Origin of the sequence: Haloferax sulfurifontis ATCC BAA-897 (genome assembly GCF_000337835.1) — an archaeon.
Lineage (GTDB): Archaea > Halobacteriota > Halobacteria > Halobacteriales > Haloferacaceae > Haloferax > Haloferax denitrificans.
This window is the reverse complement of record NZ_AOLM01000011.1, coordinates 75,975-97,589: the sequence shown is the minus strand read 5'-3', so window position 1 is coordinate 97,589 and position 21,615 is coordinate 75,975. Positions and strand designations below refer to the sequence as shown.

Below are 21,615 nucleotides of genomic sequence, written 5' to 3'. Positions count from 1 at the left end.
GACCCACCGTTTTCGCCTCCTCGCTTCGGTCCGTCTACTGTTCTGTCTTCTCGATGAGCGGGTGCTGGAGGTAGTCGTTGACCTCCACGTCCGCGAGCGACCGGAGGCCGCCGAGGCGGGCCATCCGCCGCAGACCCAGTTCGTCGACCTCCTCCGAGACCGTGAGCACGTGCGCGAGCATCCGGTCGATATCGAGCCGCCTCGCGGCCATCGCCCGGTGGTGGCCGTCGACGAGGAGCGTCTCGGACCCGTGGGAGACGACGATGAGCGGCTCCGCGAGGCCGTTCTGGAGTTCGTACTTCCGGCCCTCGAGCTCGTCGCCGTAGACCTCCCGCTGGGTCGGAATCAGCGAGCCGACCTCGACTTCCCGCTCGCCGACGTCGATTGACGTGTCGTGGGTCCGTTCGAGCATCTCGCGGGTGCTCTGGACCTTCGAGGGCGTCGTCCGCTCGATTTGGCTCCGCACCGCGTCGCCGTTCGAAAACAGGCCGAGCAACACCCGGTCGTCGTCGACGACGGGGAGGAACTGGTGGCCGGTGCGGAAGATGACGCGCGCGGCGTTCTTCACCGTCATCTCCGGGCGGACGACCACGAGGTCGCGGCTCATCACCGACTCGACCCGTACGTCGCCGTTGACCTCCAAGAGGTCTATCGCGCCGACGAACCCGAGGAGGCGGTTCTCGTCGTCGACCACCGGGAGGCCGCCGTACTGCGGTCCCGCCTTGAGTTTGTCGACCACGTCTGTGACCCACGCGTCGGGGTCGACGGTCTCCACGCCGGTCGTCATGTACGCGTCGACGCGCACGTCGTCGAGTTCCATCGGTGTCATGGCTGGTTCCCTCGCATCTCGGTCGTCCCGCGGTTGGCCGCCGAGCGCCCTAAACGTATCTGCGACGAAAAACGAGGCGGGACGGCGACCGGCGGCGCGCTCGAATCGGTGGTTTCTGCCGTAGCGCCGCTTACGCGTCGATGGCGCGCGCGAGCATCTCGACGGGGTGCGGCGGGTCGTCGGTCGCGCCGTCCATGTCTTCGAGTTGCGTCCGGCAGGACGCGCCGGGGGCGACGACAACGTCGCCGGGGCTCTCGGCCACCTGTCCTTCGAGGATGTTCCCGATGGCCTTCGACATCGAGTAGTGTTCGGCCTCGTAGCCGAACGACCCGGACATCCCGCAACACGTCGAGTCCAGCGGGTCCACCTCGAAGCCGGCGCGGCGGAGGACGCCCACCGCGTGGTGGTCCTTCTTCGTGGACTTCTGGTGGCAGTGGCCGTGGTACGTCAGGTAGTCGTCCTGCGGGCGGAACGACAGCGACTCGTCCAGCCGGAACGCGTCGACGTACTCCATGACGCCGTAGGCGTTTTCGGCGACGGCCTCCACGTCGTCGCCTGAGAGCAAGTCGAGGTAGTCCGACTGGAACATCACCGCGTCCGAGGGCTCACAGAGGACGACGTCCCAGCCCTCCTCGACGGAAGGCGCGAGCGCCTCGACGTTCTGCTCGGCATCGGCGCGGGCCTTGTCGAGAAAGCCCTTCGAGTGCGGGGGCCGACCGGAGCCGGCGACGCCCTCCGGAATCCGGACGTGGACGTTCGCGGCCTCAAGCGCCTTCACGGCGGCCTTGCCGACCTCGGGGTGGTTGTAGTTCGTGTAGGTGTCGGGGAACAACAGCGCCTTGCGGTCGGCCTCCGCCTCCGGGACGCCGCCCCCGCCGCGGCTCTCGAACCAGTCGACGAAGCTCGTCGAGTGGAACGTCGGAAGCGAGCGCTCCTTGGCGATGCCGACGGTCTTCTCCATGAGCGTCCGCGCGCCCGGCACCTTCGTCGCCGCGTTGGCGAGCGGGGCGAACGCCGACCCGAGTTTGGACAGCGAGTCGATGTTGGCGAACAGCTTGTCGCGGAGGCTGGAGCCGTTGCGCTGGTGGTACTCGTGGACGACCTCGGCTTTCATCTTCGCCATGTCGACCTCGCTGGGGCAGTCCTTCGAACAGCCCTTACAGCCGACACAGAGGTCGAGCACCTCGTCGACGAACTCGTCGGTGAACATCTCGTCTTCGGGGAGGCCGCCGCTCATGGCCTGCCGGAGCATGTTGGCGCGGCCGCGGGTCGCCTGAATCTCCTCTTCGGCGGCGCGGAACGTCGGGCACATGACGCCGCCGACGGTGGACTGCTGGCCGCGACAGCCGGCACAGCCGTGGCAGAGTTCGACCATGCCCTCGAACCCGTTGTCGTTGTCCCAGTTCAGCGCCGGTTCGAAGCCGGCGTCGAACTCGTAGTCGGGGGAAAAGCGGAGGTTCTCGGTCATGTCGTGGTCGCCGCAGATGTTCCCCGGATTCAGGAGCCAATCGGGGTCGAACGCGGTCTTGAGGTCGCGGAAGACGTTCCAGAGGTGGTCGCCGTACAGCTTGCGGTTCCACTGGGTCCGCGCGCGGCCGTCGCCGTGCTCGCCGGAGACGGAGCCGCCGTACTTGACGACGAGGTCCGTCACCTCGTCGGCGATGGCCTCGAACGTCTCGACGCCCTCGGCCGTCTTCGTGTTGACGAGCGGGCGGATGTGCAGGACGCCCGGCCCCGCGTGGGCGTAGTACGACGCGAAGGTGTCGTGCTCGTCGAGGATGTCCTGGAAGTCGGAGACGTACGCCGGGAGGTTCTCGGCCGGGATGGCGGTGTCCTCGATGTACGCGATGTGCTTCTCGTCGGTCGTCCGCGACAGCAGAATCGGGAGGCCCGACTTGCGCATCTTCCAGAACTTCGCGCGGGTGTCGGCGTCGTGGGCCTCCATGAAGTCGGTCGCGCGGCGCTCCGTCTCGGTCACCGAGGCCGAGCCCTCGTCGGGGTCGAACTCGGTCCCGTCGGGGTCGATGACGCGGTCTTCGATGAGGTTCGCCACCTTCTGTTTGCCGGCCTCGTCGGAGTCGGCGTAGAACTCCACGAGGAGCGTCGAGTCCGTGCCCTCGGGGAGCATCCCGACCACGTCCGCGAACTCGGCGGTGTCCCGCGCGAGGCCGAGAAGCACGTCGTCCATCACCTCGACGGCCGCGGGCTCGTGTTCGAGGATGGGCGCGACGTCGTGCATCGCGTCGATGACGTCGTCGTAGGTGAGAAGCGCCACCGACGCGGTGTTCGGAATCTCCTCCAGCGAGACGGTCGCCTTCGTCACGATGCCGAGGGTGCCTTCGCTCCCGGCGACGAGGCGACCGAGGTTGACGCGGCCGGCCTCCCAGTCCTCGTCGATGCCCGAGTCGTCGGGCGTGCGGCGCTCGCCGCGCATCTCGTCGACGAGCATATCGAGGTTGTAGCCCGAGACGTTGCGCTTCAGGTCGGGGAAGCGCTCTGCAATCTCGTCGGCCTCCTCGTCGAGTATCCGCGCGATTTCGGCGTAGATGCGCGCTTCGAGGTCGCCGTCGGGGTCGCCGGATTCGCGGAGTTCGTCGACGCTCACCTCGCCGAACGTCGTCACCGTGCCGTCCGCGAGGACGACCTCTAGCTCCTCGATGTAGTAGTCGGTCTTGCCGTACTTCAGCGAGTGCGAGCCGGTGGAGTTGTTGCCGATTGCGCCGCCGAGCGCGGAGCGGTCGCCCCACGCCGGGTCGGGCGCGAACTTCAGGCCGTGGGGGGCGAGCTCCTCGTTGAGTTCGCCGAGGCGGACGCCCGCCTCGGCCGTCGCGGTCCGCGCCTCGGGGTCGATTTCCTCGACGCCGCCCATGTGGCGGACGAGGTCGAGGACGACGGCCTCGTTGACGGTCTGGCCGGCGAGGCTCGTGCCGCCGCCGCGGGGGAGGACGGGAATCTCGCGATCGGCGCAGTACTCCATCACCGCCGCCACGTCGGCCGTCGAGGTCGGCATGACGACGCCGATGGGGACTTGCTCGTACGCCGACGCGTCGGTCGCGTACAGCGTTCTCGTGTAGGTGTCGAAGCGCACGTCGCCCTCGACGAGGGACTGGAGGTCTTCGACCAGCCCCGGCCGCTCGACGTCGTCGCTGACGTAGTCGTAATCGCCAGCGAGCGCGGGGTCGGTGGCCGGTTCGTGCGTGTTGGATGCCATTGGTTAGCTCTGTCGTATGTCGGTTTGCGTGAACGGATAAAGACACCCGGTGACGGGCGTCGGTCCGGGTCGCGCGCGGGTGGTTTGCGAGTCGGTTCGCGGTTCGAATCGAGCCGGGTCGGGACGGTTCGCCCCGAACCGAATCTGGTCGATTCGGGCCGAGGTAGTTCGACCGGGCCGAGCAGGGTCGAAAGCGCCGGCCGGTCAGAACACGCCCGGGAACAGCACGTAGCTGAACAGGAGCGTGAGGACGCCGGTCGCGGTCCCGTAGTACAGAAGCGGGATGAGTTCGAGGCGGATGACGCGGCCCTCCTCGCCGACGAGGCCGACGACCGCGAGCGCGGCGACGACGTTGTGGACGGCGATGAGGTTGCCGATGGCCCCGCCGACCGCCTGCGCGCCCAGCATGACGGTCTTCGGCGTGCCGATCTGGTCGGCGACGCCGTACTGGAAGGTGCCGAACAGGATGTCGGAGACGGTGTTCGACCCCGCGAGGAACGCGCCGAACGCGCCGACGAAGGCGGCGAAGAACGGGTAGACGCCGCCCGCGATGCCTGCCATGCCTTCGGAGAGGACGATGAGCATGCTGTCGGTGCCCGTGGCGTTGCCCGACTGGAGCATGATTTGGACGGTGGCGACCGCGAACAACAGCGCGACGACCGCCGGCGTGACTTTCTCGGCGGTCTCCGCCCACGTGGCTTTGACCTGCTTCGCGTCCATGTCGTGGAGGCCGATGGTGACGAGGTGGACCACGAGGAACACCGCGCCGGGCAGGTAGAGCAACTGGAAGTCGCCGGCCAACTCCGTGCCCCAGATGTCGGCGTACTCGAAGACGAGGTTCGACGTGAGGAAACTCGTCAGCGGGTCGAACACGCGGGTGACGACGAGGAGCGCCGCGACGAGGACGTACGGCGTCCACGCCTTCCACAGCGGCATCTGCTGGACCGCACCGCCGTCGGCGGCGACCGCACCGCCGCGCTGGCTCGTCTCGCCGGGTTGGATGTCGCCGACCCAGTGGTCGGGCCACTCAGTCTGCGGCGCGAAGTCCCACTCCTCGTCGGGGTGGAAGAAGCCGGCTTTGAGCGCGGAGACGGTGAGCAGTAGCCCCACCATCGCGCCGACAAGTCCGGGGAACACCGGGCCGAGGAAGTAGGCCGTCAGGAAGTACGGCACCGAGAAGGACGCCCACGCGAACAGCGTGAGAGGAAGCACTGCGAGCGCCGGCTTGATGGAGCGCTCCTCGCCGAAGAAACGCGTCATCATGGCGACGCCGATGAAGGGGAGCAGGATGCCGACGACGACGTGGTTCATCGCCGCGAAGACGGCGATTTCCGAGACCCACTGTTCGACGCCCATGCCCTGCGCGTCGAGCGCGTTCGTGATGACCGGCACGTCGTCGAAGATGTCGATCATCCCGATGATGAGCGGCGTGCCGACCGCGCCGAAGGTGATGGCCATGAGGTTCCCCGTCAGCGCGACCACGACGGCCGCGAGCGGCGGGAAGCCGAGGCCCACGAGGAGCGGGCCGACGATTGCCGCGGGCGTGCCGAAGCCGGCGGCGGCCTCGATGAACGAGCCCATGAGGAACACGAGCAGGACGACCTGCACGCGGCGGTCCTCGCTGATGGAGGCGAAGCCGTTGTTGATGGCGTCGAACGCGCCCGTCTGCTTGAGCGTGTACAGGAGCAGAATCGCTCCGAAGACGATGTACAGGATGTTCGAGGCGGTGATGAAGCCGTTGATGGTCGAGGCGATGACCCACTGCGGCGTCATGCCCCAGCCGAGGACGCCGGCCCCGATTGCGACGACCCACGCGACGGGCATCGCCCGCGTCGCGGGCCAGTACCGCCCGACCATCAGATAGGCGATGGTGATAAGCGGGAGCAGTGCGACGACCGCGTCGGTCGCGTTAACCATGCCGCACACCTCCGCAGTTCGTTCCAGCCTGTGCCGTTCCAGATTCGTGCCTGATGCGGTGCATCGTGGCATCCGCTACACAACCTTTGTGATAAATATCTATCGTTCGTCGCTATTCATGACATATCTGTTGAGGTCGACTTACCCGAAGTACACAACCCAGTACACTCGTGGATATTCGGGCAAATACGCGATTAAACGCCGAATTCTGGTTTCACATGGTCTATCCTGTCGGTTCGCGTTCGGAGCCGATTTCGGAAAACCGATTCTCGAAACGGCTATAACACACGTGTCTCACGGCCACAACACACGAGTGAACTGGATATTCACTCGTGTGCAAAGGCTTATACAGTCGTGTGAACTGGAATTATCATGGAAGATGAGTCTCGCGCGCGCTCCCGAAACGAACACGGACAGTACGTGGGACGCATCTCGCTGGACGCCGTCTTGGACGTGTTCGAGGGGCGCGACGACGCCGCTCGCCCCCTCACCGCCACCGACGTGATGGAGGCGCTCGACTGCTCGCGGCGCACCGCGCACAACAAACTGAACGAACTCGAAGAACGCGGCGACCTCGCCACCCGGAAGGTCGGCGCTCGGAGCCGGGTGTTCTGGATTCCGATACCCGCCCGCGGGGAGTCGACTGCGGGGCGGGCCGCCGACTCGACCGACTCGGCTTCGCCCACCGAAACCGCGGCCACGGGCGAGGCCGAGGCCGACGGTCCTAACGACCTCGACCACCCGCCCGCCGTCTCGTCCGCCATCGAGCGCGCGGACCTGCCGGGGAGCGGCCCGATGCTCGACGCCCGCCGGGAGGCGCTGTCGGCGGCGTACCAGTACCTCACCGACCACCCGGAGGCGAAGAAGGCGGATTTCCTGCGGGACGTGTACCACGACTACCCCGCCGGCTTCGAGTCCGCCGAGGGCTGGTGGAACGCGATTCAGCCGGCGCTCAAGCAACTGCCGGGCGTCGACCCGCCGGAAGAGCGCGGCCACATCTGGCACTTCCTCGGCGGGTAGTCCGGTTTTTGAACGCGACAGCCACCCTACGAATTTATACACCATCGGGCCACAATTCCGGCAAACGCATCGATGTCAAGCGATTCGCCGTCCGATAGTTCCGTTCCGGGGTGTCTCGTCTCGTGAGCGACGGTCGACCCGGTTCCGACGCCGACGCGTCCGCGCGGTCGGACGCGCTCGACGACTCGGACGACTCCGGCGCGGACCTCTCGGACCCCTCGGAGTCCGCGCCCTCGACGGAACCGAGCGTCGCCGGCGGCGACGACGTCTACGCCTCCGAGGTCGAGGGAAAGCAGTACCGCGGGACGTGGTATCTCCCGCTTCGTTACGAGGAGTTGGAGGAGTCCGACGACTCGGACGACTACCCCGAGTCGGGCGAGGGCGGGTCGTTCCGCCTCGCCGACCTCCCGCGGGTCCCCCGCGTCGGCCACGTCGTCGGCCCCTCGGCCATCATGCTCGGGGCGTCGCTCGGGAGCGGCGAGACGCTGTTTTGGCCGGTGTTGACCGCGCAGTACGGCTGGGCGGTGTTCTGGGCGTTCGTCGTCGGCGTCTTCACGCAGTTTCTCATCAACACGGAGCTTCAGCGCTGGACGCTCGCCACCGGCGAGAGCATTTTCCGCGCGTTCGCACGCGTGGGGTCGTACTGGCCGTGGGCGTTCCTCGTCGGCGGCCTCATCAGCCTCGGGTGGCCGGGGTGGGCCGCCGGCGCGGCGCAGGTCGCCACGACGGCGCTCGGACTCGACGGGTCGGTCGCGCTCTTCGGCGCGTCGCTCGCGACGTGGAAACTCGTCGCCGCCGCCCTCATGGGCGTCATCTGGCTCTCGTATCAGGTGTCGTCGGTCATGTACAACGCCGTCGAGGTGTTCCAAATCGGCCTCCTGTTCGTCGCCATCGGCGCGGCCCTGCTCCTCGTCGCCGTCACCGGCTCGTGGGTCGAGTTCGCCGACCTCCCCGCGGCCGCCGGCTCGGTCGGAACGCTCCCCGAGGGACTGGACATCGCGGTCTTCCTCGGCGGCCTCGCCTTCGCCGGCGCGGGCGGCTACCTCAACCTCTCTCAGAGCCTCTGGATGCGGGAGAAGGGCTACGGCATGGGCAACTATCAGGGGCGCGTGAAGAACCCGCTTCGCGGCGACGACCCCGAACCCATCCAGCGCGACGGCTTCGCGTTCCGCCCGACGCTGACGAACCTCCGCCGCTGGCGCGGCTGGTGGCGCGTCGTCCAACTCGAACACCTCCTCACGTTCGTGTTCGGCCTGCTCCTCGTCGCCCCCGCGCTGATGAGCGTCGCCATGCGCTACGCGTCGGGGTCGACCGCCAACGCCATTCAGATGTGGCTCGGCGACGTCGTCCCGCTTCTCGGCCCGGTCGGCTCGTTTCTCGTCTTCGCCGTCCTCTTCGTCGCGCTCTTTACCACCGAGTACGCCATCGTCGAGTCGTTCGTCCGCAACAGCGCCGACGCCCTCTACGAGTCCTACGGCCGCGAGGCCGGCTGGGACCTCCCGAAGCTGTTCTGGCGGCTCCTCACCGCCTTCTGCGTCTGGGGCGTCGTCATCATCTTGCTTTTCTCCTCGCCGTTCGAGGGCCAAGAGCCGTTCTTCTTCCTCGTCGTCGGGGCCGCGATGTCCGGCGTGATAATGTGGCCCTACACCGCGCTCGTCCTCGTGATGAACACGACGCGGCTCCCCGAACACGTCCAACCCGGCTGGGCGCGCGTCGTCGGCATGTGGTGGGCGACGGGCTTCTACGGCTACTTCAGCGTCCTCCTCATCGGGACGTGGCTCAACGGAATCGGGCTCACGACGTTCCGAACGGTCCCGACGGTCCTCGGGAGCGGGACCGGCGGCTACCTCCTCTGGGCGGGCTACTTGGTCGTGCAGGCCTACGCGGTGACGAAATCCGCCGCCGGCAAGCGCGAGGCGGCCGGCACGGTCGCCGACGCGGACGAGGCGGTCGGTCGATTCCCCTAACCCGAATCTTTCATAATTAACCGACGGCGTGGTGTCTGAACCCGAAGAACGATTATGTAGAACGCGCTAGCTCCACGTATGTCAACCGGCACGGTTGCGACGTTCGAGGACTCGCTCGAACGACTCGAAGTAGGCTGGACACACGCGTCTCCCGATGGGCTGGCGGACGTGCTCGAAGGACTCTGTTCGGACCCGACTATCGGCGTTTCCCTCCCGTACGACGGCGTCGACCTCCCCGACTGGGTGAACACCGACCCGACCCCGGCGGACCTCCGGGAGGCGAACGCGGGTGTCACGGCGGCCGGTCTGGGTATCGCGGACTACGGGAGCGTCGTCGTGCAGGGCACGCCCGACGGCGTCGAACCCGTGAGCCTGTTCGGCGACCTCCACGTCGCCGTCCTCCGGCGGTCGGACATCGTCCCCGGCATGCCCGAGGCGTTCGACTGGCTGGGCGAGGAGTTCCGCACGGGACACTCCTCGGCCATCATCGCCACCGGTCCCAGCGCCACCGCCGACATGGGCGCGCTGGTGAAGGGAGCACACGGTCCGAAGGAAGTCCACGTGGTGATTCTCGATGAGTAAGGCGCGCGAGGCCAAGGCGGCGAAGATTCGACAGCTGATGGAGACCGAGGGCGACGCCGTCGGCACGAGCACCCGCGGGTTCAACGAGGGGCGCTACCAGTCGGTCCAGACGCTCGACGACTACGAGGGGCTGAAGTCCGAAGCGCGGGCCATCAAGGAAGACGCCATCGAACGGCTCCCGGAACTCATCGACCAACTGCGCGAGACGGTCGAATCGAACGGCGGCACGCTCTACATCGCCGACGACGCGGCCGACGCGAACCGGTACATCCGCGAGGTCTGCGAGGACAAGGAGGCAGAGCGCGTCGTCAAGTCGAAGTCGATGACCTCCGAGGAGATAGAGGTCAACGAGGACCTCGAAGCCGCCGACATCGACGTGGTCGAAACCGACCTCGGCGAGTGGGTCCTGCAGGTCGCAGACGAGTCCCCGTCGCACATCGTCGCGCCCGCCATCCACAAGTCGCGGGAGGCCATCGCCGACCTGTTCAACGAGGCGTTCGACCCCGACGAACCCCTCGAAACCGCCGAGGAACTCACCATGTTCGCCCGCGAACAGCTCGGCGAACTCATCGAGGGCGCGGACGTGGGGATGACCGGCGCGAACTTCATCACCGCCGACACCGGGACGATGGCGCTCGTCACCTCCGAGGGTAACGCCCGGAAGACGGCCGTCGTGCCCGACACGCACGTCGCGGTCGCCGGCGTCGAGAAGGTCATCCCGACCGTCGAGGACCTCCGGCCCTTCGTCGAACTCATCGGCAAGTCGGGGACGGGACAGGACATCACCTCCTACATCTCGCTTCTGACGCCGCCGGTCGAGTCGCCGACCGTCGATTTCGACGCTCCCGACACGCCGCTTTCGGCGACCGAGACGGACCGCGACTTCCACCTCGTGCTTATCGACAACGGGCGGTTCGACATGCGCGAGGACGACCAACTCCGCGAGACGCTCTACTGCATCCGGTGTTCGGCGTGTTCCAACGTCTGCGCCAACTTCCAGCACGTCGGCGGCCACGCCTTCGGCGGCGAGACCTACTCCGGCGGCATCGGCACCGGCTGGGAGGCCGGCGTCGAGGGCCTCGACAGCGCCGCGGAGTTCAACGACCTCTGTACCGGCTGTAGCCGGTGTACCACCGCCTGCCCGGTCGAAATCGACATCCCGTGGATAAACACGGTCGTCCGCGACCGGGTCAACCGCGGCGAGGTGTCCGAACTCGACTGGCTCGTCGAGGGACTCACCCCCGACGAGGAACCCGGCGGCGTCAGCCTCCAGAAGCGCTTCTTCGGCAACTTCGAGACGGCCGCGAAGGTCGGGAGCTTCTTCGCGCCCGTCTCCAACTGGGCCGCCGGCCTCGGCGTCTCCCGCGACGTCATGGAGCGGTTCCTCGGTATCGACGCCCGCCGCGAACTCCCCGAATTCCAGCGCGAGACGCTGAAAGACTGGTTCGAGAGCCGCACCTCGCGGGTCGACGACCCGGTCCGGACGGCCGTGGTCTACCCCGACGTGTACACGAACCACGTGCAGGTCGAACGCGGGAAGGCCGCGGTCCGTACCCTCGAAGCGCTCGGCGTCGACGTCATCGTCCCCGACGTTCGCTCGTCGGGCCGCGCCCCGCTCTCGCAGGGCATGATTGCGACCGCGGAGGACCACGCCCACGACGTGTACGCCGGCCTCGCGGAGCACATCGACGACGGCCGCGACATCGTCGTCATCGAGCCCTCGGACCTCGCGATGTTCCGAACCGAGTACGAGAAGTTCCTGCCCGAGAAGTCCTTCGAGCGCATCTCGGAGGCCAGCTACGAGGTCATGGAGTACGTCTTCGGCCTGCTGGAACACGGCGCTGACGCCGACGCGCTCTCGGCCGGTACGGGCGGGGAAGTCGCCTACCACAGTCACTGCCAACAGCGCACGCTCGGCCTCGAAGGCCACACCGAGGCCGTCCTGTCGGACCTCGGCTACGACGTCGCCACCTCCGACGTGGAGTGCTGTGGCATGGCCGGCTCGTTCGGCTACAAGTCCGAGTACTACGAACTCAGCGTCGACGTCGGCTCCGAGCTACAGGGACAGTTCCAGACCGACGAGAACAGAGATCGCACCGTCGTCGCCAGCGGCACCTCCTGTCTCGAACAGCTCGATTCGCTCCTCAGCCGCCCGACGCAACACCCGATTCAACTGGTCGCGCCGCGGCGGTAACGCGCCCCCGACTCGGCTCCTGTCTCGGTCGTCGTTCGCGGCGACTCGCCCCGTCTTCTCAACTGAACAACACGTCTCCGTCCGGTGATTTCCCGCCGGCGTCGGACGCCCGTCTGCCGCGCGTCTGCGCCCCGACTCGCGGGCTACGAACAATTAAGACCCGGCATCCCATGTTGGCGGATATGGACGGGACGCCCGAAGAGATTACGACGCTCGTAGGCCGGGAGGTCTACTCGAACAACGGTGTGTTCGTCGGCGAGGTCGAAGACGTCCGCCTCGACTTGGACCACGAGACGGTCACCGGCCTCGCGCTGACGGCGCTGAACGACGAACTGTTCCGCAACCAGATCGAACCCGGAAAGGGCGTTCTCATCCCGTATCGATGGGTCCGCGCCGTCGGCGACGTCATCCTCATCAACGACGTCATCGAGCGCCTGAAGAACCCAGAAGAAGACGAAGAGTCGCTGGTCGTCTGACGTTCTAACTCCCGTTTCCGCTCTCGCCGCCCTCGACGCCCATCGCACGGAAGAGCTTGCGCTTTACCGCCTCCTCGGTGAGTTGGAGGAGCGTGTCGCGGTTGTCGTCGTTGGACTCGATGCCCGTGAAGATACCGAGCGGAATCTCGACGGAGCCCTGCGTGGAGTGGCCGCCGGCCTCGCCGATGCCGGTGAAGGCGTCGCTCAGAATCTTCCCGATGTTCATGCGGATGTCCTTCGACCGCGCCGCGAGGTAGATGGTGTCGTCGGCGATGCCGAAGACGGCCGTCGTGGTGATGCCCTCGAGGTTGAGGAGGTGCTGGGCCGCCTGCGTCAGCGCGTCGCGGTCGCGGATGAACCCCGCGTTCGAGACGAGATGCGAGCCCTGCACGTCGCGGTTCTGGATGGCCTCGGCGAGCACGTCCAGCGTCTCCGGCGACATCGACGGCGACTCGACTTTCTCCAGCGTGTCGTGGTCGGCGAAGGGATAGAGGTACGCCGCCGCGGTCAGGTCGGCGGGCGTCGTGTCGCGTTTGAAGTCGAGCGTCTCGGCGCGGATGCCGTAGAGAAGCGCCGTGGCGACCGCCTGCGACGGGCTGAGGTCGAACTCCTGGATGTACTTCGTGAGAATCGTCGAGGTCGACGAGACGTTCGGCCGCACGTCGGTAAAGCGGGCGTCGATGCCGTCGTCGGGTTCGAAGTGGTCGATAAAGACCGTGATGTCGGCGTCGCCGAGGTCGGGCATCCCCGACTTCATGTGGTCGACGAGCGCGACCGCGCCGTACTCTTCGAGCGGTTTCGAGTCGCTCCGCGGGGTGAGTTCGATGCCGAGGATGTTCACGAACGCCCGGTTCTCCTGGTGGCCCATGTCTCCCGAGTAGAGGATGTCGGCCTCGACGTCGTACTCGCGGGCGATGGCTTGGAGGGCGACCGCCGAGGCGAGCGAGTCGGGGTCGGGGTTGTCGTGGGTGAGGATGGCCATCCCGTGGTCGGTGTCGCGCAGGATGTCGGCCAGTTGGCGGGCCTTGTATTCGAGCTCGCCGGACTCGACGCTTCGGAGCGCGGAGTCGGCGATGACCTCGGAGGGGTTGATGACCACGTCGGCACCGAGCTTCGTCAGTTCGTCCTCTGAGACGGGGTCGGAGGCGCGGACGACGATGAACTGGTCTTCGTCGCGGTCGCGGATGGTCGAGACGGCGGCCTTGTTGGCCTCGACGTCCGACGAGAGGATGAGAATCACGTCGCGTCCGGTGACGGCGTCGGCGAGCTCCGGGTCGGCGATGTTCGTGGTCTGCGCGTTCAAGTCCTGGTCGCGCAGGGCTTCGACGCGGCTTTCGTCCTTGTCGAGGATGAGGACGTCTTTTCCCTCGTCTGTCAGTTCCTCGGCGACCGCGTGCCCGACGCTCCCACAGCCGAGTATCGCGTACGTAGACATCGAGGAAATGCTGACCCCTGCACTCATCGTTGCCCGCTACTCCGGCCGGCCGCCACTTAACACCCACCGTTTGTCCGTTGTTTCGCGCGTGTGCGTCCCTGCCGTCGTCGTACAGAAAGGAAAGTCATTTTACCTACCGGCAGTTACGAGAGATTGCAAGGGCCGGTAGCTCAGTTAGGCAGAGCGTCTGACTCTTAATCAGACGGTCGCGTGTTCAAATCGCGTCCGGCCCACTACTTCCTTCCAGACCAACTCCGACAGCCGAGGCGCTCCGTCTATATCACTCGGATAGCTGACAGGTGAGTGGCTTCCCACCCTCGGATGTTTTATGTCCCGCTCCGAACGCTACCGACTATGAACCAGAGCGACAGGACCGAACTGGTCCTCGTCTTCATCACGCTTCTCGTCGCCATCGTCTTCGGACTGGCCACGGGCGTCGAGGACCACTTCGACCCCGGACGGTTCCTTGCGGTTCTCACCCCGGACTTCGGGGTGCTTTTCGGTTCCGACGTCGTCGCGGGCGCGGTGCTCGTAGTGCTGTTCGGCGGCCTCGCGGTCGGCGCGAAACTGCTTTTCGACTCCTGACTACCGCCCGAGTGCGACCCACGAGTTCCCGCGCCCCGGCGACGGCGCGAGCCGAAGCGGGAACTCCGCGCCCGCCGCCGTCGAGGCGAGTCTCGCTCGCAGGTCCGGAGTCGCACACGCCACCACGGTGCGTAGCTCTCCGGTCTCGACCACGCGGACGGTCATCGCCCCGTGGTCGTTCATCTCCCGCTCGATCCGAACGAGGCGCGTCTCCGTACCTCTCGCCGCCGTCTCTCCACCCACCTGTTCCATATGATGTGTCACTCGTCCTGAAAGATAAAGCTCACTGCCGCTATCTGACGGGCTTTTAGGTCGCCGACGGTGACCGCCGGTTCCGGTACTTCTTTTCGCCGGTTGACCGCACACAGCCCATGGACCGCACCCGTCTCAGGTTTTGGACGCTGTATCTCACTCGATTCGCCGGGGGGTTCGGCTTCATCACGCTCGTCACCCTGCTTCCGAAGTACATCAACGAACTCGACCCGAGCGCGGTCCTCGTGCCCGAGTTCGCCCTCGGCGGGCTCGCGCTCGGCGGTTTCTCCCTCTCGCGCGGGTTCGTCATCGGGATGTTCACCACCGGCTTCACGCTCGCCCAGACCGTCGCCGTCGTGCCGCTGTCGTGGGCCGGCGACCGCTACGACAAACGCCTCGTCCTCGCCGGGACGGTCGGTCTCGGCGCGGTCGTCTACGCCGCTTTTCCGCTCGTCGACTCCAGTCTCTCGTTTATTCTCGCGCGGGCCGCACAGGGCGTCGCCGTCACCGGCGCGGGGCTGATGTCGCTCGCGCTCGTCGGCGAGCTCGCCCGCGAGGGGACGCGCGCGAACCACATCGGGAAGGCGAACGCCGCCCGGTTCGCGGCCTCCATCCTCGGCAGTATCAGCGCCGGCGTCCTCTACGACCTGTTCGGCTTCACGCCCATCTTCATGGTCATCACGATTCTCCTGAGCATCGCCGTCGTCGCCATCTGGGTGTTCCTCCCGCCGGACGAGACCCGCGTCCGCGGCTTTCCCTTCACTGACCTCGCGCTCAACGAGCGCATCCTGACGATGGCGACGTTCCGCGTCCAGTACGCCGTCGCCGTTACGCTCGTCCGGACGTGGGTGCCCATCTACGCCGGCGTTGCCGCGGCCTCCGGCGGCCTCGAATACGGCGGCATCGCCGTCGCCGCCACCGTCGTCGCCGAGAAGTTCACCAACATGCTCTGTCAGCCCTACACCGGCCGCGTCTCCGACGGGTACGGCCGCGCGCGGTTCGTCTTCGTCGGCGGCGGCCTCTACGGTCTCATCGCGCTCGCCGTTCCCTTCTCGCCGGCGGTCGGCGGGGCGCTCGCGCTCCCCGCGGCGTTCCCCCTCCTCGGCCCGCTTTCGCCCGCCTTCCTCCCGCTCGTCGGTCTCGCGGGTCTGCTCGGGGTCGCCGACAGCCTCCGCGAACCGGCCAGCATGGCGCTCTTCGCCGACGAGGGCTCCGGCGGCGCGGGCGTCGCCAGTAGCTTCGGCATCCGCGAACTCCTCTGGCGGCCCGGGAGCGTCGTCGCGCCACTCCTCGGCGGCTACCTCATGGCCGAAGTCGGCATGGAGTGGGTGTTCTTCGTCGGCGGCGCGGCGGCCATCACCGGCGTCCTCGCCTTCCTCGCGGCCCTGACGTGGACCCACGGGACCGACGCGCTCACGGCGTGGTAGGAGTCCGCGCTTAATCTCTCGCGGCCCCTCTCTGTCTCATGCCCGACGACGCGCCGCCAGCGACCGTCCGCGACCGCCCCGAGACCGAAGCGAGCTACGGCATCCCCGCATCGGACGACGGCCTTCTGGAGTGGCGCGTCGTCGAAACCGCGTTCACAGACGACGAGGTGTTCTGGGTCGCGACGACTCGCCCCGACGGTCGGCCGCACGCCCGCCCGGTCTGGGGCGTCTGGGTCGACGGCGCGTTCCACTGCGGCGGCGGCGAGCGGACCAGATGGGTGAGAAATCTCGCGCGCGACCCGCGCCTCGCGGTCCACACCGAAAGCGGGACCGACGTGGTCATCCTCGAAGGCGTCGCCGAGCGACTGGACGCGGAGACGGCGGACGAAACCAGGCTCGCCCGCGTCGACGACGCCTACGAGGCGAAGTACGGGATTCGACACGGAACGCCGGTGTTTCGGGTTCGCCCCGAGCGCGCGCTGGCGTGGTCCGGCTTTCCCGCCGACGCGACGCGCTGGCGGTTCGACTCGGCCTGAGCGCCGGCCGACCCCGCCCGTTCTCACTCATCGACAGGCGGGCCTAGGGTCATTATCGTGTCACTCGTATCACACGGTATGGACCACCTCGAAACCCCGGCGGTACACCGGTTGCTCACCTCGCCCGCCGGCCGACTTGTGACCTCGCGCCCGTTCGAGGCGTTCAAGACACGCTCGCTCCCCCGCGAGTTCGCCGTCGTTCGCGCTCGCGCCGCGGCCGACGTGGCGCTCTCGGAGGGCCCGGAAGCGTACCTCCGCGAGGTCGGCGCGCCGCCCGCGCCGCACCTCCACGACCGAATCGAACGCGCGCTCGCGCGGTACGCCCGCCTCCGCGGCGCGTACGACGAGACGATGGAGCGCTGGGACGACGTCTTCTGGGGCGACGGCGAATCGACGCCCGACGAGCGCGTCGCCGTCGAGCGAGAGCGCCGCGAGGTGTCGGAACGGCGGGCCAAACCGACCGACATCTTCGGGTTCCTCTCGAAGGAACACCTCGTGCCGCCGGTGAAGTTCGAGACGCCCTCGCCCGAGGACGCGCGGACCCGCTGGAACCACGAACTCGCCGAACCCGAGCGACTCTACGGCTTCGCCGAGTCCAGCGCGGCCGAGGAGTTCCCCCGCGTCGAGCGCTCGGCGACCGTCCGCGGACCGGGAACCGTCGAGTACCTGCTTCGCTTCCGGTCGCCCTCGCCGCACCTCAGCGACCGGGTGACCGCGCGGGTGTACGAACCCGTCGACATCGACGTCAACGCCGGCGGCGACGCCGACCTGCCGACGCTCGTCTTCCACTCCGGATGGGGGGCGTTCGACGACCAACTCGGCTACTGGCCCGAAGAGGAGTACGTCGCCCGCGCGCTCGCCCCCGAGGGGTATCGGGTCATCCTCCCCGACGCGCCGTGGCACGGTCGCCGCGAGCTACTCGGCCGGTACAGCGGTGAACCCTACATCGCCCGCGCGCCCGTCGGCCTCTTCACGCTCTACTCGGCGGCCGCGCTGGAGACCGCCGTCCTCACCGACTGGGCGCGGACCGAGGGCGCGCCGGTCGTCGGCGTCGGCGGCGTCAGCCTCGGCGGCACAATCGCGCTCCACGTCGGGGGACGGTGCGGCGACTGGCCCGAGTCGATGCGCCCCGACCTGCTGTTCCCCGCGGGGATGCCCGGCGCAATCGACCAGACGCTCCTCGCGGGGGAACTCACGAGACTGCTCGACATCGACGACGCGCTCGACGCGGCCGGCTGGACCGGCGCGGCGCTCCACGAGTTCGCGCCGCTGTTGAACCCGCCGAAAGCGCCGTGTCTCGCGCCCGAACGCGTCTTCCCGTTCGTCGGGACCCGCGACGAGATGGGCCCCACCTCGACGGCCCGCGCGCTCCTCGACGAGTGGGGCGTCCCGAGGCCGAACCGCCGCGAGTGGGACTGCGGACACTTCGGCGTGCTCGCGAACCTCATCAGAGACGAGTCGTTCCGGACGACGGTCCGGCGGGAGTTGGACGCGGCGGCGCGGGACCGCCGAAACAGAGAATCAGTCGCGGTCTAAGCGGACCGAGGGCCTCACTCCTCGTCGGCGAGGAAGTCGGGTTCGGGGCGCTTTTCGTCGTATTCGCTCCGGAGGTGGTCGCGGAACGCCTCGACGCTCACGTCCTTTGCCTCCCGCTCTTTGCGGTCGCGGACGGAGATGGTTCCGGCCTCCTCCTCGTCGCCGCCGACGATGACCATGTACGGGACGCGGTCGGTCTGGGCCTCGCGAATCTTCCGGCCGAGCGTCCACGAGCGGTCCTCGATGTCGACGCGGAAGTCGCCGAGTTCGTACTGGAGCTTCTTCGCGTAGCCCATCTGGTCGTCCGAGATGGGCAGGATGCGGACCTGCTCGGGGGCGAGCCAGAACGGGAACTTGCCGTTGAAGTGCTCGATGAGGACCATGAAGAAGCGCTCGTAACTGCCGTAAAGCGCGCGGTGAATCATCACCGGCTGGTGGTCCTCGTTGTCCTCGCCCGTGTAGGTGAGGTCGAAGCGGTCGGGCATGTTGAAGTCGAGCTGGACCGTCGGGCCGTCCCACTTGCGACCGAGGGCGTCCTTGAACGCGAAGTCGATTTTCGGGCCGTAGAACGCGCCGTCGCCGGCCTCGATGCCGTAGTCGATGCCGCTGTCGTCGAGCACGGCGCGGAGTTGCGTCTCCGCCTGCTCCCAGATTTCGTCGCTCCCGACGGATTTTTCGGGGCGCGTGGCGAGCGCGACTTCGGCGTCCAGCCCGAAGGTGTCGAACACCGTCAGGATGTTGTCGATGATGAGGTTGATCTCGTCTTCGATCTGGTCGGGGCGGACGAACAGGTGGCCGTCGTCGATGGTAAAGGACCAGACGCGCGAGAGGCCCGACAGCTCGCCGCGCTGTTCCTTCCGGTAGACCTTCCCGTCCTCGAAGTAGCGCACCGGGAGGTCGCGGTACGACCACGACTGCTGGTCGAAGATGGTCGCGTGGCCGGGACAGTTCATCGGCTTCAGGCCGTACTCCTCGTCGTTCACGTCGAGGAGGAACATGTCGTCGACGTAGTTCTCGTAGTGGCCCGACTTCTTCCACAGCTCCGTCCGGAACAGGTGGGGCGTCTCGACGGGGTCGTAGCCCGCGTCGAGGTTGAGCTGTTTCGCGTAGTCCGCGAGCTCGTCGAGGATGCGCTTGCCGTTCGGCTGGTACAGCGGCAGGCCCGGTCCCGTCGTCTCGTCGATGGCGAACAGGTTCAGCTCCTGGCCGAGCTTGCGGTGGTCGCGCTCTTTGGCCTCCTCGCGCATGTCGAGGAAGTCTTCGAGGTCGGACTCGGACTCGAACGCCGTCCCGTACACCCGCGTCAGCGTGTCGTTTTCCTCGTCGCCGCGCCAGTAGGCCGCCGAGATGTTCAGGAGCTTGACCGCGCCGATTTCGCCCGTCGATTCGACGTGCGGGCCCTTACAGAGGTCCTCGAACTCGCCTTGCTGGTAGAACGACAGTTCGTCGTCGCCGGCGGCCTCGTCTTCGAGGATGTCGCGCTTGTAGGGGTTGTCGGCGTACTTTTCGAGGGCCTCCTCGCGGTCGACGAGGACGCGCTCGATGTCGAGGTCCGCCTCGATGATGTCGCGCATCTCGTCTTCGATGGCTTCGAGGTCCTCCTGTTCGAGGTCGACGCTCGTCACGTCGTAGTAGAAGCCGTCGTCCGTCCACGGGCCGATGGTCAGTTTGGCCTCCGGGTGGAGCCGCTGGAGGGCCTGTGCGAAGACGTGGGCCGCCGAGTGGCGGAGCACGTCGAGATACTCGTCGGACTGGTCGGTGACGATGACGAGGTCCGCGCCGTCGTGGAGCGGCGTCTCCTTGTCCACGAGTTCGCCATCGACGACGCCGGCGACGGTGTCCTTGCCGAGGCCGGGGCCGATTGCGAACGCGGCGTCTCGCACCGTCGCACCCTCCTCGACGGAGAGTTCCGTCCCGTCGGGGAGGATGACAGCGATATCACTCATACGCGCACGGAACGGACGGGGGAGAATAAGTGTTGTTGAGACGGGCGCGAGCGACGCCCGCTCGCGGCCGATTTCGTGCGATTTGCTAGCACAACTGTGCCGGCGTCGGCGGTGTGGGACCGTCCCCACTCCCGCGGTCGCGCCCTCGTCGTCGGCCCGCTGTTTCGACCCAAAGTACCAATTGGGTCGCACGCGGACCCTGTGGGTATGCGACTTTCTCGACAGAGCGGGGTGTTCATGCACGTCACCTCGGTCCCGGGGCCCCACGGCATCGGCGACCTCGGCGACGGCGCGCGCGCCTTCGTGGACTTCCTCGCCGACGCCGAACAGTCGATGTGGCAGTTCTGCCCCCTCGGGCCGACCGAACCCGCCATGGCGAACTCGCCGTACCAATCGACCTCCTCGTTCGCCGGCAACCCGCTTCTCATCGACCTCACCGGCCTCGCGGAGCGCGGGTGGCTCACCGACGACGACCTCGAACCCGCCCCCGAGTTCGACCCCCACGCGGTCGACTACGAGCGCGTCGGCGAGTACAAGCGCTCGCGGCTCCGCACCGCCTTCGACCGCTTCGAGGCCGAGGCCACCGAGGACGACCGCGCCGCCTTCGACGCCTTCCGCGAGCGCGAGGCCGGCTGGCTCGAAGACTACGCGCTGTTCGCCGCCCTGAAAGACGAGTTCCGGCGGGCGTGGATAGACTGGCCGATCGAGTTGAAGACGCGCGACCCCGACGCGCTCGCCGACGCCCGCGCGGAGTACGCTGACGAGATTCGCTACCGCGAGTTCGTCCAGTTCTGCTTCGACGAGCAGTGGCGCGCTCTCGCCGACTACGCCGACGAGAAGGGCGTCACCCTCGTCGGCGACCTCCCCATCTACGTCGCGCTCGACAGCGCCGACGTGTGGGCCGCCCCCGAGGCGTTCGACCTCACCGAGTCGAACGAACCCGCCGTGGTCGCCGGCGTCCCGCCGAACCCGGACGACTCCGGCCAGCGCTGGGGCAACCCGCTGTACGACTGGGAGACGCTCCGCGAGGACGGCTACGGCTGGTGGCTCGACCGCCTCCGCCGGCTGTTCGACCTCGTGGACGTGACCCGCATCGACCACTTCAAGGGGTTCGACGAGTTCTGGGCCATCGACGCCGACTCGGACGACCCCGGAAACGGCGAGTGGCGCGACGCGCCCGGCCACGACTTCTTCGAGACGGTCGAGCGCGAACTCGGCGACCTCCCCTTCATCGTCGAGGACCTCGGCTTTCTCGACCCCTCGCTCGTCGACCTCCGCGACCGGTTCGCCTTCCCCGGCATGCGCGTCCCGCAGTACGCCGACTGGTGCCGCGAGGGCGACATGTACCAGCCGATGCACTACCCGGAGAACTCGGTGGCCTACACCTCGACTCACGACACCGACACGTTCGTCGGCTACTACCGCGACCTCGACGACCGCACCCGCGACTGCCTCCACTACAACATCGGCGCGGACGGCTCGGAGATTCACTGGTCTATCATCGACGCCGTCTGGAACTCCGCGTCCGTCCTCGCGTTCACGACGACGCAGGACCTCCTCGGACTCGACTCGCACGCCCGGTTCAACACCCCCGGCACGCAGACCGGCAACTGGGAGTGGCGCGTCACCCGCGAGGGCCTCGACGGCGCCGTCGCCGACCGCCTCGCGACCCTCACGGACCTCCACATCCGCAACTGAGGTC

At 67.5% G+C, this 21,615-nt stretch carries 16 protein-coding genes and 1 tRNA gene; 11 read left to right on the top strand and 6 right to left on the bottom strand.

All coding sequences use genetic code 11. From position 1 onward, the window contains the following. Window positions 1-34: 34 nt before the first annotated feature. From C441_RS06895 to C441_RS06885, 3 genes are all read right to left on the bottom strand, one after another. Window positions 35-820: a CBS domain-containing protein gene (locus tag C441_RS06895; protein WP_007274463.1), complete on the bottom strand. Its 786-nt coding sequence runs from the start codon at window positions 818-820 to the stop codon at window positions 35-37. Window positions 821-959: 139 nt separating this feature from the next. Further along, on the bottom strand, window positions 960-4,040 hold the full coding sequence (locus C441_RS06890) for an FAD-binding and (Fe-S)-binding domain-containing protein (protein ID WP_007274462.1): 3,081 nt from the start codon (window positions 4,038-4,040) through the stop codon (window positions 960-962). A 204-nt stretch (window positions 4,041-4,244) separates the two neighbouring features. Continuing rightward, a complete protein-coding gene (locus C441_RS06885) occupies window positions 4,245-5,957 on the bottom strand; it encodes an L-lactate permease (protein ID WP_007274461.1) in 1,713 nt (570 codons plus the stop codon). A gap of 372 nt (window positions 5,958-6,329) precedes the next feature. Here C441_RS06885 and C441_RS06880 point away from each other — a divergent pair, with 372 nt between their 5' ends. The 5 genes from C441_RS06880 to C441_RS06860 all read left to right on the top strand — a co-directional run bounded on the left by C441_RS06880 (window position 6,330) and on the right by C441_RS06860 (window position 12,196). Then, window positions 6,330-6,977, top strand: coding sequence for an HTH domain-containing protein (locus C441_RS06880; RefSeq protein WP_007274460.1), 648 nt, complete (start codon window positions 6,330-6,332; stop codon window positions 6,975-6,977). A 122-nt stretch (window positions 6,978-7,099) separates the two neighbouring features. Next, complete coding sequence (locus C441_RS06875) at window positions 7,100-8,944, top strand: Nramp family divalent metal transporter (RefSeq protein WP_007274459.1); 1,845 nt, start codon at window positions 7,100-7,102, stop codon at window positions 8,942-8,944. A 78-nt stretch (window positions 8,945-9,022) separates the two neighbouring features. Then, window positions 9,023-9,526, top strand: a complete 504-nt coding sequence (locus C441_RS06870) for a LutC/YkgG family protein (protein WP_007274458.1) — start codon at window positions 9,023-9,025, stop codon at window positions 9,524-9,526. Further along, a complete protein-coding gene (locus C441_RS06865) occupies window positions 9,519-11,720 on the top strand; it encodes an LUD domain-containing protein (protein WP_007274457.1) in 2,202 nt (733 codons plus the stop codon). Before C441_RS06870 ends, C441_RS06865 begins: the two co-directional genes overlap by 8 nt. Before the next feature lie 182 nt (window positions 11,721-11,902). Next, window positions 11,903-12,196: a PRC-barrel domain-containing protein gene (locus C441_RS06860; protein ID WP_007274456.1), complete on the top strand. Its 294-nt coding sequence runs from the start codon at window positions 11,903-11,905 to the stop codon at window positions 12,194-12,196. A gap of 4 nt (window positions 12,197-12,200) precedes the next feature. On the opposite strand, the gene C441_RS06855 is transcribed toward C441_RS06860, so the two are convergent. Then, a complete protein-coding gene (locus C441_RS06855) occupies window positions 12,201-13,658 on the bottom strand; it encodes a DHH family phosphoesterase (protein WP_004970563.1) in 1,458 nt (485 codons plus the stop codon). Window positions 13,659-13,790: 132 nt separating this feature from the next. Between C441_RS06855 and C441_RS06850 the strand changes: the two genes are divergently transcribed. Beyond that, a tRNA-Lys gene (locus C441_RS06850) sits at window positions 13,791-13,864 on the top strand. A 121-nt stretch (window positions 13,865-13,985) separates the two neighbouring features. Further along, a complete protein-coding gene (locus tag C441_RS06845) occupies window positions 13,986-14,216 on the top strand; it encodes a hypothetical protein (RefSeq protein WP_007274455.1) in 231 nt (76 codons plus the stop codon). On the opposite strand, the gene C441_RS06840 is transcribed toward C441_RS06845, so the two are convergent. Beyond that, window positions 14,217-14,468: a hypothetical protein gene (locus C441_RS06840; RefSeq protein ID WP_007274454.1), complete on the bottom strand. Its 252-nt coding sequence runs from the start codon at window positions 14,466-14,468 to the stop codon at window positions 14,217-14,219. Between the two features lie 119 nt (window positions 14,469-14,587). On the opposite strand from C441_RS06840, the gene C441_RS06835 reads away from it, so the two are divergent. From C441_RS06835 to C441_RS06825, 3 genes are all read left to right on the top strand, one after another. Next, window positions 14,588-15,895, top strand: coding sequence for an MFS transporter (locus tag C441_RS06835; protein ID WP_007274453.1), 1,308 nt, complete (start codon window positions 14,588-14,590; stop codon window positions 15,893-15,895). A 38-nt stretch (window positions 15,896-15,933) separates the two neighbouring features. Beyond that, window positions 15,934-16,431, top strand: a complete 498-nt coding sequence (locus C441_RS06830) for a pyridoxamine 5'-phosphate oxidase family protein (protein ID WP_007274452.1) — start codon at window positions 15,934-15,936, stop codon at window positions 16,429-16,431. Between the two features lie 78 nt (window positions 16,432-16,509). Beyond that, window positions 16,510-17,967 carry a hypothetical protein gene (locus tag C441_RS06825; protein WP_007274451.1) on the top strand — a complete coding sequence of 486 codons (1,458 nt, stop codon included), beginning with the start codon at window positions 16,510-16,512 and terminating at the stop codon, window positions 17,965-17,967. Window positions 17,968-17,981: 14 nt separating this feature from the next. On the opposite strand, the gene thrS is transcribed toward C441_RS06825, so the two are convergent. After that, window positions 17,982-19,913: a threonine--tRNA ligase gene (thrS, locus tag C441_RS06820; RefSeq protein ID WP_007274450.1), complete on the bottom strand. Its 1,932-nt coding sequence runs from the start codon at window positions 19,911-19,913 to the stop codon at window positions 17,982-17,984. Window positions 19,914-20,120: 207 nt separating this feature from the next. Between thrS and malQ the strand changes: the two genes are divergently transcribed. Further along, a complete protein-coding gene (malQ, locus tag C441_RS06815; protein ID WP_049920487.1) occupies window positions 20,121-21,611 on the top strand; it encodes a 4-alpha-glucanotransferase in 1,491 nt (496 codons plus the stop codon). The last annotated feature ends 4 nt before the right edge of the window (window positions 21,612-21,615 follow it).